14 protein-coding genes are annotated in these 14852 nt (G+C 70.6%); 8 read left to right on the top strand and 6 right to left on the bottom strand.

The features are described from left to right. Positions 1–325: 325 nt before the first annotated feature. The 5 genes from LNW72_RS06610 to LNW72_RS06630 all read left to right on the top strand — a co-directional run bounded on the left by LNW72_RS06610 (position 326) and on the right by LNW72_RS06630 (position 5979). Entirely contained in the window at positions 326–1558 is a 1233-nt protein-coding gene (locus LNW72_RS06610; RefSeq protein ID WP_250974518.1) for a type III PLP-dependent enzyme, read from the top strand. Positions 1559–1670: 112 nt separating this feature from the next. Beyond that, positions 1671–2732: a YbiU family protein gene (locus LNW72_RS06615; RefSeq protein ID WP_250974519.1), complete on the top strand. Its 1062-nt coding sequence runs from the start codon at positions 1671–1673 to the stop codon at positions 2730–2732. A 29-nt stretch (positions 2733–2761) separates the two neighbouring features. Then, on the top strand, positions 2762–4111 hold the full coding sequence (locus LNW72_RS06620; RefSeq protein WP_250980041.1) for a DUF6271 family protein: 1350 nt from the start codon (positions 2762–2764) through the stop codon (positions 4109–4111). 3 nt (positions 4112–4114) lie between these two features. Continuing rightward, complete coding sequence (locus LNW72_RS06625; RefSeq protein ID WP_250974520.1) at positions 4115–4612, top strand: GNAT family N-acetyltransferase; 498 nt, start codon at positions 4115–4117, stop codon at positions 4610–4612. Positions 4613–4695: 83 nt separating this feature from the next. Then, positions 4696–5979 (top strand): MFS transporter, encoded by a 1284-nt coding sequence (locus LNW72_RS06630; protein ID WP_250974521.1) that lies wholly within the window; start codon positions 4696–4698, stop codon positions 5977–5979. A gap of 74 nt (positions 5980–6053) precedes the next feature. Here LNW72_RS06630 and LNW72_RS06635 read toward each other — a convergent pair whose 3' ends face one another. Both LNW72_RS06635 and LNW72_RS06640 read right to left on the bottom strand, forming a co-directional pair. Further along, entirely contained in the window at positions 6054–7397 is a 1344-nt protein-coding gene (locus LNW72_RS06635) for an MFS transporter (RefSeq protein WP_250974522.1), read from the bottom strand. Positions 7398–7574: 177 nt separating this feature from the next. After that, on the bottom strand, positions 7575–8237 hold the full coding sequence (locus LNW72_RS06640; protein WP_250974523.1) for a class I SAM-dependent methyltransferase: 663 nt from the start codon (positions 8235–8237) through the stop codon (positions 7575–7577). A gap of 125 nt (positions 8238–8362) precedes the next feature. Here LNW72_RS06640 and LNW72_RS06645 point away from each other — a divergent pair, with 125 nt between their 5' ends. Continuing rightward, positions 8363–9046 (top strand): TetR/AcrR family transcriptional regulator, encoded by a 684-nt coding sequence (locus LNW72_RS06645; RefSeq protein WP_250974524.1) that lies wholly within the window; start codon positions 8363–8365, stop codon positions 9044–9046. Positions 9047–9067: 21 nt separating this feature from the next. On the opposite strand, the gene LNW72_RS06650 is transcribed toward LNW72_RS06645, so the two are convergent. From LNW72_RS06650 to LNW72_RS06660, 3 genes are all read right to left on the bottom strand, one after another. Further along, entirely contained in the window at positions 9068–9412 is a 345-nt protein-coding gene (locus tag LNW72_RS06650; protein WP_250974525.1) for a hypothetical protein, read from the bottom strand. A 136-nt stretch (positions 9413–9548) separates the two neighbouring features. After that, the gene (locus LNW72_RS06655) at positions 9549–11150 is read right to left on the bottom strand and encodes a glycerol-3-phosphate dehydrogenase/oxidase (RefSeq protein ID WP_250974526.1); all 1602 of its coding nucleotides are present in this window, start codon (positions 11148–11150) and stop codon (positions 9549–9551) included. Then, positions 11147–11746 carry a TetR/AcrR family transcriptional regulator gene (locus LNW72_RS06660; protein WP_250974527.1) on the bottom strand — a complete coding sequence of 200 codons (600 nt, stop codon included), beginning with the start codon at positions 11744–11746 and terminating at the stop codon, positions 11147–11149. The genes LNW72_RS06655 and LNW72_RS06660 overlap by 4 nt, the downstream gene beginning before the upstream one ends. A 74-nt stretch (positions 11747–11820) precedes the next feature. On the opposite strand from LNW72_RS06660, the gene LNW72_RS06665 reads away from it, so the two are divergent. Beyond that, positions 11821–13416, top strand: a complete 1596-nt coding sequence (locus LNW72_RS06665) for an FAD-binding oxidoreductase (RefSeq protein ID WP_250980042.1) — start codon at positions 11821–11823, stop codon at positions 13414–13416. Positions 13417–13447: 31 nt separating this feature from the next. Then, positions 13448–14329 (top strand): YegS/Rv2252/BmrU family lipid kinase, encoded by an 882-nt coding sequence (locus LNW72_RS06670; protein ID WP_250974528.1) that lies wholly within the window; start codon positions 13448–13450, stop codon positions 14327–14329. A 24-nt stretch (positions 14330–14353) separates the two neighbouring features. Here the strand turns inward: LNW72_RS06670 and LNW72_RS06675 are convergent, their stop codons facing one another. Continuing rightward, on the bottom strand, positions 14354–14848 hold the full coding sequence (locus tag LNW72_RS06675; protein WP_250974529.1) for a hypothetical protein: 495 nt from the start codon (positions 14846–14848) through the stop codon (positions 14354–14356). Positions 14849–14852: the final 4 nt, after the last annotated feature.

A 14852-nucleotide genomic window follows, 5' to 3' on the forward strand; every position in this document is an offset into this window, starting at 1 on the left:
GTCGACCCTGGATTCGTCGTGCCCTCGATCCGCCCCCCGCCACCGAAGACCCGAGCCTGGAAGGACCGCATGACCGAGTCCGACCGACACCTGCACCATCTTCACCACCGCTACCCGTCCCGCAGAGTGTCCGCAATTGCCCCGAGAATGCCGTCAGGGCGGTCCAGGTCCAGGACCTTGCGAGGGTGTCCGCCTTCGCAAGGAACGTGAACATGACCCGAGCGCGGAGATAGACATGGCACGCCAACAGCAATCAGGGCCGGCCATAGGCCCTCACCGACGCGGCCCGGACGGCCGAAGCCACGGGCATCGGCCAGGTACTGCGATGAGGAGACCGGGACCGGCCCCGATCAGTGCGGCTCTGCACGCCGCCCTCGCGACCGAGTCCGAGGACCGGATCATCTACGACCTCGCCGGGATCGGCGAGCGGTACAGGTCACTGACCGAGGAACTACCAGGCGTCGACGTCCGGTTCGCAATGAAGGCGTGCCCGGTCGACGAGGTGTTGACCCACCTGGTGGCGCAGGGCGCGGGCTTCGACGCGGCGAGTCCCAACGAGATCGCTCAGGCGGTCAGGACCGGCGTGTCACCGGGTCGGATCCACTACGGCAACACCGTCAAGTCCGACCGGAACATCGCCGAGGCGTACCGCCTGGGTGTCAGGGACTTCGCGACCGACAGCCTGGAGGACGTCGCCGCGATCGCGACCCACGCTCCGGGCGCCCGGATGTTCTGCCGGCTGGCCACCAGCGGGGAGGGCGCGCTCTGGGGGCTCAGCCGGAAGTTCGGTTGCTCGGCTGCCGACGCGGTGCTCGTCCTGGAGGCCGCGCGGGCGGCGGGACTGTCACCGGCCGGGGTGTCGGTGCACGTCGGCTCGCAGCAGATGACGTGCGACGCCTGGCGGGAGGCCTTCCATCGCATCGGCGACCTGCTGGTGAGCCTGCGGCGGAGCGGGATCCTGCTGGACCACGTCAACCTCGGCGGCGGCCTGCCCGCCCTCGGCTATCTGGACCGCCGGGGCAACCCGCTCGACCCGCCGCTGGACAAGATGTTCGTGGTGATCCGGGAGGGCATGCAGCGGCTGCGGGAGATCTCCGGCTCCGAGCTGGACTTCGTCATGGAGCCGGGCCGCTACCTGGTCGCCGACCAGGGCGCGATCAAGGCGCACGTCCTCCGCCTGTCGTCGCGCCGGCAGCTCGACGGCGAGCGCGAGTACTGGCTCTACCTGAGCTGCGGGAAGTTCAACGGCCTCTACGAGATGGACGAGCTGCAGTACCGGCTGGTCTTTCCGTCCCACCGGGACGGGGAGTACGTTCCGGCCGTCGTCGCGGGCCCCAGCTGCGACAGTGACGACGCCTACGCCCAGGAGCACAGTCGGGTCCAGGTGCCCAGGGCGGTCGCCTCCGGAGATCCGGTGTGGATCCTCTCCAGCGGCGCCTACGCGACGAGTTACATGACCCAGGGGTTCAACGGCTTCGATCCGCTTCCGTGCGGTTGGACCGCCGGTGAGCCCGAAAGATCCGCGGTGACGGACGACGAGGCGAGTCCGCCGGCCTGATCCCCCGCGGGCACGCTCCGGCCGTTCGCCGCCACCGGCGCGAAACGCGCGTGCCATACGCCCGCCTGACCCACATGGCCCACCTGACCCACCCGTTTTCTGGAGTTCCTACATGCCCGCCCCCGATCAGTATCTTCACCGAGCCGCCTCCCGCCGCCCGTACTTCAGTGCGGACGGCGAGACGTACCTCGCGCCGACCCCGCTCAGGGACCTCCGCAAGGAACAGCCCCTGCGCGTGCTCTCCGAGGCGGACCTCGCCTTCTGGCAGACCTACGGCTATGTCGTGGTCAAGGAGGCGGTCCCCGCCGAGTCCGCCAGGAGCCTGCTGGACTTCGCCTGGGACTTCCAGGGCCTCGACCCGAACCGTCCGGACACCTGGTACGAGCAGCGGCCCTACCGTGACGAGCTGGACCGCCATCTGCACGTCTACGGCTTCGTCGAGGCGTACCACCACCAGCTGGTCTGGGACAGCCGGCAGACGCAGCGCGTCTACGACGCCTTCGCCGACGTCTGGGACTGCGAGGAGCTCTGGGTCACCCTCGACCGTCTCAACCTCAACCCGCCCAACATCAAGAACCGTGACCGCGCCCTCATCGAACCCACCGACAAGGGCTTCGACATCGAACTCCACTGGGACATCGACAGCACGCTCGGCGTCATACCGCAGCGGGTGCAGGGCATCATCGCGCTCACCGACACCCGGCCCGACCACGGCGGCTTCCAGTGCAACCCCGAGCTGTTCCGCCGGTTCGACGAGTGGAAGCTCGGCCAGCCTGCCGACCGCGATCCGATCCGGCCCGCCGTCGACCGGGACGCATACCCGGTGGTCCGGCCGGAGCTGTCCGCCGGCGACCTGCTGATCTGGAACGGCGCCCTGGCCCACGGCGTCGCCCGCAACACCTCCGAGAACGGCGTCCGGGCGGTCCAGTACGTCTCGATGATGCCCGCTCTGGAGGAGAGCGAGCAGCTACGCCGCTCCCGGATCAGCTCCTGGGAGACCCTCAGCACTCCGGACTGGAACGGAACCCTGGTCGGCGACGCCGTCACGCACGAGTCGCTCCGGTACAAGGCCGCCGAACTCAACGAGCTCGGAGAGAAGTTGCTGGGCCTCACCTCCTGGCACGGAACCTCCGGGCACGGAACCTCCGGGCACGGAACGGAGTCCGCACAGTGAGTCTCCGCACAGTGGGTCGTGGTACCGACCTGCGCAGGATCTGCCTGACCCTTCCCACCAACCGGGCCTGCACCGCGACCATCGCCGACATCGGCGAGGAGGCCGCCTACGCCGCCGGGCGGTTCGACGTCGAGGTCCACCTGCTGATCCTCGACTCCTCCGACGCCTCGACGTTCGCCGATCACGCCAAAGCCGTCGACGCACTCCCAGCTGTGCCGAACGTGATCGTGCACCACCTCGGCGAGGCGCGGCAGCGCGACTTCCTGCGGGAGGTGATCAAGCGCTCCGGTCAGGCCGAACCCGAGCTGCTGCTCGACCTGATGCTGCCGGCCGCCGTCTCCTACGGAGCCTGCACCAACCGGGCCTTCCTGCTCGCCGCCGCACTCGGCTGCGAGTCGATCCACCGCCGGGACTCGGACAGCGGCTACCAGACCCTGGACGGCAAGCCGGTCTTCCCGATCCACCACGAGCTGCTGTCCCTCGGGAAGCCGGGGGCCGACGCCGCCGACGGCGTCACCGAGAACGCGCTGGACCCGGTGCACGGCCGGAAGCCGGTGTCGATGGTGGGCGGATCGTTCGTGGGTGAACTGTCGGTCGACGTCAGCGAGATCAAGGAGACCGACCCCGGGATCTACCACGACGTGGTCAGCCTGTGGGCCCCGCCCGAGTGGCCGGCGGAGGAGGTCCAGGGCCTGGTCCAGGAGTCGTTCATCGGCGCCGGCACCGAGCCGTTCAGCGTCGACCGGTCGGTGCTGGACGTCCCGGACATCTGGCGGTTGGACATGTGCAACATCGGCTTCGACCGCGAGTTGTACGAGCGCGTCCCGCTGCCGCCCGCGACCGACACGATCGGCAGCGACTACTTCCTGCTGCACGTCGTCCGTCATGCCCCGCTGCCCGCGGTCGTGCACAACCGCCACATCGTCAACTTCTACACCGCGGAGCGGCGGACCGGCAGCGGATTCACCGACTACCAGGTGCGGTTCGTGAAGTTCCTGCTGTCGATGCTCTATCTCCATCCCGTCTACTTCGACCTGGAGGAAGCCGGTCCGGCACTGCTCGACCCGCAGCATCATGTGCGCGCCGCCTCGATATCCGGCTTCGTCCGGCGGTCCACCGGTGCGGACCGCACGGAGAACATCCGGCGGCTGGACGTCATCGACCGCTGCTACCGGCAACTCGGCCGCAAGTACGCCGAGTTCGCCGACCATCTGGTGCCGCTGCGGCAGGGACTGCTCGACCGGGCCCAGGTCGACACCGAGCACTTCGCGCTGCTGATCGACGCGTGGCGTCCACTGGTGGCGGCGAGCAGAGCCGTCGGTCGACCCACCGGTCAGTCCACCAGTCGATCCACCGGTCGATCCACCGGAAGGGCTTGAAGAGTGGCCGACGACACCATCCGCCTCCGCCGGCTGGCAGACACCGACTGGGACGAGGTCGTGGCGCTGGAAGCGCGCGCCTACGCCGCGAGCGGCCTGTCCGAAGGACCGGAGGTGCTGCGGTCCAGGGGCCGCGTATCACCGGCCACCTGCTTCGTCCTGGAGCACGAAGGGCAGTTCGGGGGCTATCTGCTCGCCCTCCCCTATCCGCCGGGCCAGTGCCCGGACCTCACGCTGACCGAAGCGTCCGACCACAGGTCGGCGAATCTGCACGCGCACGACTTCGTGATCACCGAGGCACTCCGCGCCAGGGGGCTGTCGCCGCACTTCGTGCGGCAGATCGAGCAGGAGGCGCGGTCGCAGGGCTTCGACCGGATCTCCATGGTGGCCGTCCAGCGCAGCCATGTCCTCTGGCGTCGCCTCGGTTACGCCGCCCACGCGGAGGTCGGCCTCCCCGAGAGCTATGGCACGGAGGCCGTCTACATGTCCAAGGCGCTGTAGAGCGCGCCCCGGACCGGGACAGCAGTACCCAGCGGATCCGCCGCGCGGATCACCATCGTCGGACGAAGTAGGCTGATTCACACATGTTTCGCATGCACGACCCCTTCCGCAGAGCGCAGTTGGCCATCGCGGCGCTGTTCCTCTTCCTCGGGTTCCAGTACGCCACCTGGGTCTCGCGGCTGCCCACGCTGAAGACGCACCTCGACCTGAGCGCGGCGCAGGTCGGCCTGCTGCTGATGGCAGGCGGTGCGGGGGCGGTGATCTCGTTCCCGCTGGTTCCGCCGGCGATGAAGCGGCTGGGCTCCCGGCTGTTGTCGCTGCTGTCCGCCCTCGTCCTGGGCCTGATCCTGCTGGTCCTGGCGGTACTGCCGAACTACCCGGTCACCCTGCTGGTCATCTGCCTCGACGGCGTGGCGGTGGGCTTCCTCAACGTCGCGATGAACGCGCAGGGAGCGGCGCTCGAAGTCGAGTACGGACGGACCGTGATGGCCAGGTTCCATGCCACGTTCAGCGCGGGCTCGCTCTCCGCGGCGCTGCTCGCCGTCGGCGTGAACCTGTTCACCTCGTCCCTGGCGGTGCACTTCACGGCGGCCGCCCTGCTGTTGCTGCTCGCGGTGGGCCTGACGCAGTCCGGGCTGCTGCCGCAGGACCAGCAGGTGGAGTCCGCGCCCGACGCCACGCTGAACTCCACTCCGGAGCAGGAGGCGGACTCCACGTCCGAGCAGGCGGAGCAGACGGAGCCGGCAGTGCGGCCGAAGCGCCGGCTGGTCCTGCCGACGCGGGTGACCATCTGGATGGGCCTCGCCATGGTGTTCGGCACCGTGACCGAGGGTGCGATGAACGACTGGTCCTCCCTCTACCTGAAGGACATCGCCGAAGCGGGACCGCGGGTGACACCGCTGGGGATCGCCGTGGTCTCCGGAATGATGGTGCTCGCCCGGATCTTCGCCGACGGCTGGCGCGCCCGCTGGGGCGACGGACGGATCGTCGTGGCCGGGAGCGCGCTCGCGGGGGCCGGACTGGCGGTCGCCCTGGTGGCCGGCGGTGTGTTCCCCGCGCTGCTGGGGTTCGCCTGCGTGGGCCTGGGCGTCGCGGCCGTCACGCCGTGCGTCTACGTTGCCGCGGCCCGGCAGGGGCCGGACGCCTTGGCCCTGGTCGCCGCGATGGGGACGATCGGCCTGCTGGCCGGACCGCCCGTGATCGGCTTCATCGCGAGCGGCAGCAGTCTGACGTGGGGCATGGGCGCCATCGCCGTCTCGGCGGTCCTGGTCTCCCTGTGCGCCACCCGGATCCGCTGGCCTGCCTTGGTCCCCGCCCAACCGACTCCCGCCGCGCGACCACCGGGCACCGTGACCGCCGACCGCTGACCGGCCGCCACCAACGGCTGACGGCTGACGGCCCACGCGGCCGACGGCCGACGGCTGGCTGCTGACCGGAGAAGTCAGGAACCTGGCGCCGTCTCGCGGTGGTCCTCCAGCACGGTTCCGGTTCCGCTTCCGCTTCCACCCGGTCGGCGGGCTCCGCGCAGTGCGTGGAGCCCGGCGGCGGCCGTGCCGATGCACAGTGCGGTCGCGCTGTACGCGAGCGACGTGCGGACGCCGATGACGGCGCCCAGGAGGCCGACGGTGAAGCCGCTGCCGGCGCGCAGGCCGTTCGCGGACATCCCGTAGACGCCGAGGACCCGGCCGCGGTCGGCGGCCGGTGCGAGCAGTTGAACGACGGTCTGGCCGATCGACATCGAGGCCAGGTTGGCGACGCCGCCGACCAGCAGGAGCGCCAGTGCGAGTGGGTAGCTGGTGGTGAGCGCGAAGAAGATGCTGGTCACGCCGTAGAGGGCGGTACTGAGGACGGCGGCGGCCACATGCGGCCTGACCCAGCCGGTGGCCTCCAGCACGATGCCGCCGATGACCCCGCCGGCGCCGTTGGCGAAGAGCAGGACACCGTAGGCGGTGCCCACGGCGCCGGCGCCCAGGTCGTGGGCGAAGATCGGCATCGAGGACTGCATGGACGAACCGACGAAGAAGGAGCCCAGGCCGGCCAGGACGATCATGCTGACCAGGGTGGGGTTGGATCCGACCTCCCGCAGCACCCGCAGTGACTCCAGGGCTCCGACCCGGGGACGGCTGTGCCGGTCCCGGGTGTGGCCGGTGAACTTGGTGCGGAAGAGGAAGAGCGTGAGCGGCAGGTAGAAGGCGATGTTGGCGAAGATACCGGCGGTCGGGCCGAGCCCCAGCAGCAACGCCGACCCGATCACCGGCCCGAACAGCACACCCAGGCTGCGGAACGTCGCGTTCAGGCGTACCGCACTGGGCAGTTCCGACGGGCCCACGAAGTCGTGGAGCATCAACTGCTCGCCCGGCCCCCACAGTGACCCGGCCAGGCCGTGCAGGACGAGCAGCACGCACGCCTCCCACATGTGCAGCGAGCCGGTGAGGAACAGGATCCCCCAGGCCGCGGAGACGCCCATGAACACCACCTGGGCCACCTGGATGACGCGGCGGCAGTCGTAGCGGTCGGCCAGCGCGCCGAACCACATCGAGAGCAGCAGGAACGGCACCCAGTGGCTGATCACCTGAAAGCCGGTCAGCACCGGTGAGTGGAACGTCTGCCAGAGCACCCAGTACGTGATGACGTGTTCGATGTTGTCGGCCATCATCGCCAGCATCGAGCCGAGGAGATAGGGCCGGCAGTCACGGTTGCGCAGTGCGGCGAACCGGCGGGAGGTGTTCGCCGGTGGCGGTGCGGCACCCGAGGGTGCGACGAGCTCCGCGTCGGGCGCGGTCACTTCAGGCTCGGATATGTGGGTGGGGATTCCGCAGGCGGCACACAACCTCGGTCTCCTCCTCTCGGGGTTTTCGGCGATTCCGCCGGCCGGGAACATGATCCGGCTCGTGGGACGGGATGATGACAGCGGGGTGCCACCGGCGGCTGTCGCCCCGGTGGTCGTCCGCTCAACCGCCGTTCAGAGGCGGCAGCTGATCTCCATGCCGTCCTCGACGGGGAAGGTCACGCTCTGGTACCCGTTCGCCGGGGTGCGCACGTACTCCAGGTACGGGCCCAGGGCGGGCAGGTCGACATCGTCGGCCACGACGAGGGTGCCGGGCTTCAAGTGCGGTTCCAGTACCCGCAGTACGGGCAGGCAGAGGTCCTTCCAGCCGTCGAGCAGGACGAAGTCGGCGGGGACGCCGAGCCCGCCGAGGGTGTCGCGGGCGTCTCCCGCCAGCACCGTCACCACGTCCTCCAGGCCGGTCCCGGAGAAGGTGCGGCGAGCTGCGGCGATCTTGGCCTCGCTCAGTTCCGTGGTGACGACGCGCCCGGTGCCGTTGTCCCGCACGGCGGCCGCCAGGTACAGCGTGGAGATCCCGAAGGACATCCCGAATTCGACGACGGTGGCCGGCCGGATCGCCCTGACCAGGTTGTAGAGCAGTTGGCCGCCCGCTGCGGAGATCGGCATGTAGACCTCGGCCACGGCGTCGGCGTGCTCCTGCGGCGTCTGCCATCCGCAGTCGTCGGAACGCCCCGCCATGATGCGGGCCACGGTCGCGTCGTCCCGCGCCGCGTCCGCGAACATGCTGCGGAGGGCGGACTCGACACGGGGGTCGGTAAGGGTGTTGGTGGAAGTCATGGCTCTAGACTAGACGCACCGTTGCGTTGCGTCTAGGGGGTAGGTCTATCCTGGGGCGAAGCACAGGCGGAACAGCAGGTTCGGCGGGGACCGCCGAGGAGAGCACCGCCGAGGAGGGCACCGTCGTGACGAGGAATGACGTGGCGGGCACTGACGTGGCGGGCAGTGTCGCGAAGGGCGCCGCAGCGGACACCGCCCCCCGCGGCGCGGGCCGGGACCACCACGGGAACCGTCACGGACGGAGCGCGAAGGCCCGGGAGTCGGTACTGGAGGCCGTCGACGGCCTGCTCGCCGAGAAGGGGTTCGCGGGCGTCACGGTGGAAGGCATCGCGGCGCGCGCCGGTGTGGCCAAGCAGACGATCTACCGCTGGTGGAACACCAAGACCGACATCCTCATGGAGGCCTTCCTCCAGGACGTGGCCGAGGAACCCGCCCCGCCCGACCACGGCGACGTGGCCCGCGATCTGCGCGACCATCTGGGCTGGCTGGCCGCGTTCCTCGGCCGGTCCGATTCCGGAGCGGTCCTCAAGGCCCTGATGGCCCAGGCGCACCTCGACCCGGTCTTCGCCGCCGACCTCCAGGGCCGGTATCTGGACGAGCAGCGCCGCCGCGACCGCCTCCCGCTGGACCGCGCCGTGGACCGCGGCGACCTGCCCGCCGGCCTGGACGTCGCGGCCGAGACGGACCAACTCGTGGGCCCCGTCTACTACCGCTTCCTGGTGACCGGCGAACCGATCGGCCGCGACTTCACCGACCGGCTCGTGGACGCGTTCCTGCACCGCGCGGGGCGCGCGGACAGCACCGGCTGAGGCCGCGGAACACGGCCTCCGCTAGACGGTTCCCGGCCCCCGCCCCCCTTGCGGGCAGGGGTCACGGGGCGGCCAGTTGGCTTCCCTCAGCGCCGCGATCGCCTGCAGGGTCTCATCGGTGCGGGCGGCCAGCCGGCCTCGGGGAGTATGGACGCTCCACATGCTTCCCGAGCGGGGTTCGGCCCTGCCCATCGGGAGCGGATGCGTGATGTCGGTGACGTCCTGAATGACCACCGCACCGCCGGACCGTGCGGCACTGTAACTGCGGCCCATGCACTTGAGAACCGTGGGCCGCGAGGTGATCTCGTCGAGCCCCAGGCTGCGTACCCCCGACCCGGTCTTCGCTCCGGGAACCAGACCCAGCATCACGCCTCCGTTACCTCATGTGACCGAATCGTCTCTCATAGTAGTCGCCACAAATCGGCCGGGCACTGCCCCCGTGTGCGCGCCGGTCCGCGGCACTTGCGCATGAATCCACGACCGGGCCCGTGGTGACCGACCCTCAGGTGGGGAGCTCCGACGCGTTGCCCCTGGCGAGTGCTTCGTGCGCCGCGCCCATGGCCGCCTCCCGGTCGGAGGGAACCAGGCCGGTGCGAGTGCGACGGTCCAGGAGGTCGGACGTGTCCAGTGCTCCTTCGTGGAGCACCGCCCAGAGCAACTCGGCCGCTGTGACGGTGTGGCCGGGGGCGACGGGGGTGCGGAGAGCTGGGTCCGAGGCGCCCAGGGCGTGGACGGCCGGGGCCTCGACTCCGTAGCGCCCGATCAGGCGGGCGGGTGCGTCGAGCGTGGTCAGGGTTCGCGGCGGCGCGGCTCCGACCAGCGGAATGGAGGTGGTGCGGCACGGTCCGGCGGCGAGGCGGCGTGTGGTGACGGCGGCGTCCACCGCGTCCTGGGCCATCCGCCGGTAGGTCGTGAGCTTGCCGCCGACGATCGTCGTGACGCCCTGAGGCGAGGTCAGAACCGCGTGCCGGCGGGAGATGTCGGCGGTGCGATCCGGTCCGTGGGAGCCCGTCTCCGGAGTGACGATGTCGAGCAGCGGACGCAGGCCGGCGAACGCGCCCACCACGTGCGTACGGTCGAGGGACACCTCGAGCGCTGATCCCAGGACATCGAGCAGGAAGCCGATGTCCGTCTCGGGCACTTCCGGGACATCCGGGACCGGCCCCTCGATGGGCTCGTCGGTCAGTCCGACGTAGACCCGTCCGTCGCCCTGCGGCAGCACGAGGGCGAAGCGGTTGCTCTCGCCGGGGATCGGGATGTGCATCCCGGCCGCCATCAGGCCGAGATCCTGGGACCGCAGCACGAGATGGGTGCCGCGGGACGGGCGCAGCCGTACCTCCTCGACGAGACCGCCGGCCCACACTCCGGTCGCGTTGATCACGGCGCGGGCCCGTATCTGCGTTTCCTCACCGGTCAGTTCATCACGCACCCTGGCTCCGGCGCCGGTGAGCTCCAGCGCACGGACCCGGGTCAGGATCCTGGCGCCACGGGTCGCGGCGGTGCGGGCGAGAGCGGTCACCAACCGGGCGTCGTCGCTGAGTTGGCCGTCCCAGGACAGGAGTCCGCCCCGCAGCCCGGACTGGCGCAGACCGGGGGCGAGATGCCGGGTCTCCACCGCGGACAGCCGGCGGGGGCCGGGCAGGGTGCGGCGGGAGGTGCCGGCCGATACGCGGAGCAGGTCGCCCGCCGTGAATCCGGCCCAGGTCAGTGCGGCCTGCCGCCGCGTGACCAACGGGGTCAGCGGCAGCACGAAGGGCTGGGCGTGGACCAGGTGCGGGGCGGTGCGCTCCATCAGCACCCCCCGCTCGACCGCGCTCTCGTAGGCCACGTCCAGTTGGCCGGAGGCGAGGTAGCGCAGGCCGCCGTGGATCAGCTTCGAGCTCCATCGGGAGGTTCCGAAAGCGAGATCGTGGGCGTCGATCGCGGCCACCGACAGACCGCGGGACGCCGCGTCGAGGGCGACGCCGGCGCCGGTCGCGCCGAGCCCGACGACCAGGACGTCGACCTTCAGGCCGGCGGCGACCTCGGTCAGTTCCCGGGACCGGCGCCCGGCGTTCAGGGAGGAAGAGGCTCGGGCCGGGCGGGGCAGCGGGTGGGGGCTCATGGCGTGAGGGTCCTCTCCAGGATCATCCGCAGTTCATCGTCGAAAGCTGCCGCGGTCAGGTCGGGGTCGGTCTCGTCGGACATCGTGCGCAGCGAAAGCGTGAAGGCCTGGGCGATGAGCAGCAGGGAACGGGCCTGCCGGACGGGGTGGTCCGCACGGACGGATCCGTCGGCGTGCCCTTCCCGCAGGGCCGCGACGAGGAGCTCCAGCAGTGCGTCCTGACTGGCTCCCCGGCGGTCGAGCACATAGGGGAGCAGCAGTTCGGGATCGACATCGATGATCTTGTGGAAGAGCGGATGGGCGCGGAACGCCCGCACGCCGGCCGTCAGGCCGTCGACCAGTCGCACGAGGGTGGGAGCCGTGGGGTCGTGCCCGGGCAGGGCGTCCGTTGCGACGGCGACCCACTCGCGGGTCATCAGGTCGCCCACGAGTGTCCGTACGTCCGGCCACTTGCGGTACAGCGTCATGCGCGAGACCCCGGCACGCCGGGCCACGTCGGTCAGGGTGGTCCGGCGCACGCCGACGGCGAGAACGCAGTCGCGTGCGGCGTCGAGTACGGCGTTGCCGTCCGAGTGCTTGTGACGAATGGGCGTCATCTGTCACAGTGTAATACCAGCGGGGGCCGCAGAACACAGCGCCCGCGGATCCGATCGGTAAGGAAGCCCTGATGGTGGACATGTTGTGGAGCGGCTGGGGCGACCCGGCCAAGGCGGCGCCGCTGCCCGATTCAGTGCTCGGCCTGCTGCGAGACCTGCTCGGCGTCAAGCCCCGGAGCGCCGGGGCGGCCGAGCTCGGCGACATCGCCGTGCCCGAGTCCGGCCTCGGTGACGGGACCCGCCGAGCCCTCGCCGAACGTCTTGGCGACCCGGCCCGTCTGCGGACCGACGCGGAGACCCGGATCCGGCACACGCGCGGCAAGTCCACCCCCGACCTCCTGCGGATCCGCGCCGGCGAGGTCGACGACATACCGGATGCGGTACTGCTGCCGGGATCCCACCAGGACGTCCTCGACGTCTTGCGGATCTGCGCCGAGCACAACGTGGCGGTGGTTCCCTTCGGCGGCGGCACATCGGTGGTCGGCGGACTCGCCCCTACCGGGCCGGGCCCCTTCGTCGCGCTGGACCTGCGCCGGCTGAACAGCCTGGTCTCCCTCGACGAGGTCTCCCGCACCGCGACCCTGCAGTCCGGGCTCCGCGCACCTCAGGCGGAAGCCCTGCTCGCCGCACACGGTTTCACCCTGGGACATTTCCCGCAGTCGTACGAGTGGGCGACGATCGGCGGATTCGCGGCGGCCCGCTCCAGCGGGCAGGCTTCGGCCGGCTACGGCCGTTTCGACGAGATGGTGCTCGGGCTGACGGTGGCCACTCCTGAAGGCACCCTGGAAGTGGGCCGTGCGCCCCGGTCCGCCGCCGGCCCGGACCTCCGCCAGCTGATCCTGGGTTCCGAGGGCGCGTTCGGCGTCATCACCTCGGTGACCGTACGCATCCGGCCGCTGCCCACGACCAAGGTCTACGAGGGCTGGCGATTCCCCACCTTCGAGGCCGGGGCGACCGCGCTGCGCCGACTCGCCCAGGACGGCCCGCTCCCCACCGTGCTGCGCCTCTCGGACGAGACGGAGACCTTCGTCGGGCTGGCTCAGCCGGACAGCATCGGCGGAGAGTCGGCAGACCCCCAGCCGGCCGGCGTCATGGCCATCGCCGGGTACGAGGGCACCGCCGAGGACACGGAGAACAGGCGGGCCCGGGCAACCGCCGTCCTGCGCGCATGCGGAGGTGAACTCGTGGACGCGGCCGGTGAGAAGTGGGCCCACGGCCGTTACAACGCGCCCTATCTCCGCGACTCGCTGCTCGACGCGGGCGCGTTCGCCGAGACCCTGGAGACCGCGGCCTTCTGGTCCCGCATCCCGGCACTCTACGAAGCCGTACGCCAGGCGCTCACCGCCACCCTGACCGAGGCGGGAACCCCGCCCCTGGTCATGTGCCACATCTCCCACGTCTACGAGACCGGCGCATCCCTCTACTTCACCGTCGTCTCGGCCCAGGGGGAGGATCCGGTCGCCCACTGGGCGCCCGCCAAGCGCGCCGCCAACGACGCCATCCTCGCCGCCGGCGGCACCATCACCCATCACCACGGCGTGGGGACCGATCATCGCGACTGGTACGCCCGGGAGATCGGCCCGCTCGGGGTGGGCGTCCTGCAAGCCGTCAAGGCGGCCCTCGACCCCGCGGGAATCCTCAACCCCGGCATCCTGCTCCCCATCCGCTGACTGGTCACTCATGCCTTTCGGAGGCACCTTCATGCGACAGTTCACAGCGGTCGTCAACCCCTCGGCCGGGGGGGCCACCGGAACAGCGGCCCTGCTCCCGCTGGCCCGTCTGCTCCGGCAAGCGGGAGCGCAGCTCGACACGCAGTACAGCAACAGCTTGGAACACGCCCGGGAGATCGCGCTGAAGGCGGCCGAGCAGGGGCACATCGTCCTCGCCGTCGGCGGCGACGGCATAGTGGGCTGCGTCGGCGGCGCCCTCAGCGGCACCGAAGCCGTCCTCGGAATCGTCCCCGCCGGCCGCGGCAACGACTTCGCCCGCGCCCTCGGCCTTCCCAACGAGCCGCCCGCTCTGGCCAAACTGCTCCTGAAGGGCACACCGCGACGGATCGACACCATCGCGGTCGAGTCGGCGGCCCACACCGGAACCGTCGTCCTGGGCAGCGTCTACGCGGGCGTCGACGCGCTGGCCAACCGTCACGCCAACACCTCACGGCTCCTGCGAGGTTCCGCTTCCTACTACGCGGGCGGGCTGCGCGCGGTGGCCACCTGGTGGGCCGCCGACTTCAGGATCACCGTGGACGGCGTCTCGCGGGAGCGGCGCGGCTACACGGTCGTGGCGGCCAACTCCGCCTACTACGGCTTCGGTCGCCTCATCGCCCCGGACGCCCGCCTCGACAACGGACTGCTGGACGTCGTCATCATCCGTGAAGCACCCAAGCGCCTCTTCTTCACCATCATGAACGAACTGAAGACCGGCGCACACATCAACCGGCCGGAGATAGAGGTCCTCCGTGGCAAGGAAGTCCGCATCGAGGCGGACCGCGAGATCCCCTACGGGGCGGACGGCGAGGTCGACAACGTCCTCCCCATGACGGCAAGGGTGCAACCCGGAGCGCTTCGGGTCCTGTGCTGACGGGTCCCGTCCCGGAACTGTCGTTCAGGACCGGGCGGGGGTCAGACCGAGGGCACGGAAGCACGTCCGCTGGTCGAACCACAGCAGGCCGACGGTGGTCGCGGTCATCAGTGCCGCCATGGCCCAGTGCCCGGCGACGGTGGTGATCGGGGCGCCGACCAGGTTCAAGGCCACGTGCAGTCCCAGGCGCAGGGCGACCAGGCCGATGAAGATGGCGCGGGTGTGGTTGTTCTTCAGCATGGCCTTGAGGAGCTTGCGGCGTTTGGCGAAGACCGTGACGCCGATGACGATGTTGATCGCGGCCAGCACGGCGAGAATCATCCATGAGTCGGAGTCGGCCTTGAGGAAGTCCCAGGCTCCGGCCGCGATGCCCTCGGAAGCGAAGAACCAGACCGGCAGCGGCCTGATCCCGGCGAGCCCGGCCGCGTCCGCCGCGGTCCCCGCCTCCGAGGGCGTGGCCTCGGAAGGCGTGGCCTCGGAAGGCGTGGCCGCGTCGTGTGGGTCGGTGATGCTGCTCATGACG

It is taken from the genome of Streptomyces sp. RKAG293 (assembly GCF_023701745.1).
Taxonomy (GTDB): domain Bacteria; phylum Actinomycetota; class Actinomycetes; order Streptomycetales; family Streptomycetaceae; genus Actinacidiphila.

Bases quoted from the DNA above. Each gene is read 5' to 3' on its own strand.
- LNW72_RS06610 (WP_250974518.1), top strand. From the start codon at position 326: ATGAGGAGACCGGGACCGGCCCCGATCAGTGCGGCTCTGCACGCCGCC.
- LNW72_RS06655 (WP_250974526.1), bottom strand. From the start codon at position 11,150: ATGAGCCCCCACCCGCTGCCCCGCCCGGCCCGAGCCTCTTCCTCCCTG.
- LNW72_RS06675 (WP_250974529.1), bottom strand. From the start codon at position 14,848: ATGAGCAGCATCACCGACCCACACGACGCGGCCACGCCTTCCGAGGCC.
- LNW72_RS06660 (WP_250974527.1), bottom strand. From the start codon at position 11,746: ATGACGCCCATTCGTCACAAGCACTCGGACGGCAACGCCGTACTCGAC.
- LNW72_RS06650 (WP_250974525.1), bottom strand. From the start codon at position 9,412: ATGCTGGGTCTGGTTCCCGGAGCGAAGACCGGGTCGGGGGTACGCAGC.
- LNW72_RS06640 (WP_250974523.1), bottom strand. From the start codon at position 8,237: ATGACTTCCACCAACACCCTTACCGACCCCCGTGTCGAGTCCGCCCTC.
- LNW72_RS06670 (WP_250974528.1), top strand. From the start codon at position 13,448: ATGCGACAGTTCACAGCGGTCGTCAACCCCTCGGCCGGGGGGGCCACC.
- LNW72_RS06630 (WP_250974521.1), top strand. From the start codon at position 4,696: ATGTTTCGCATGCACGACCCCTTCCGCAGAGCGCAGTTGGCCATCGCG.
- LNW72_RS06615 (WP_250974519.1), top strand. From the start codon at position 1,671: ATGCCCGCCCCCGATCAGTATCTTCACCGAGCCGCCTCCCGCCGCCCG.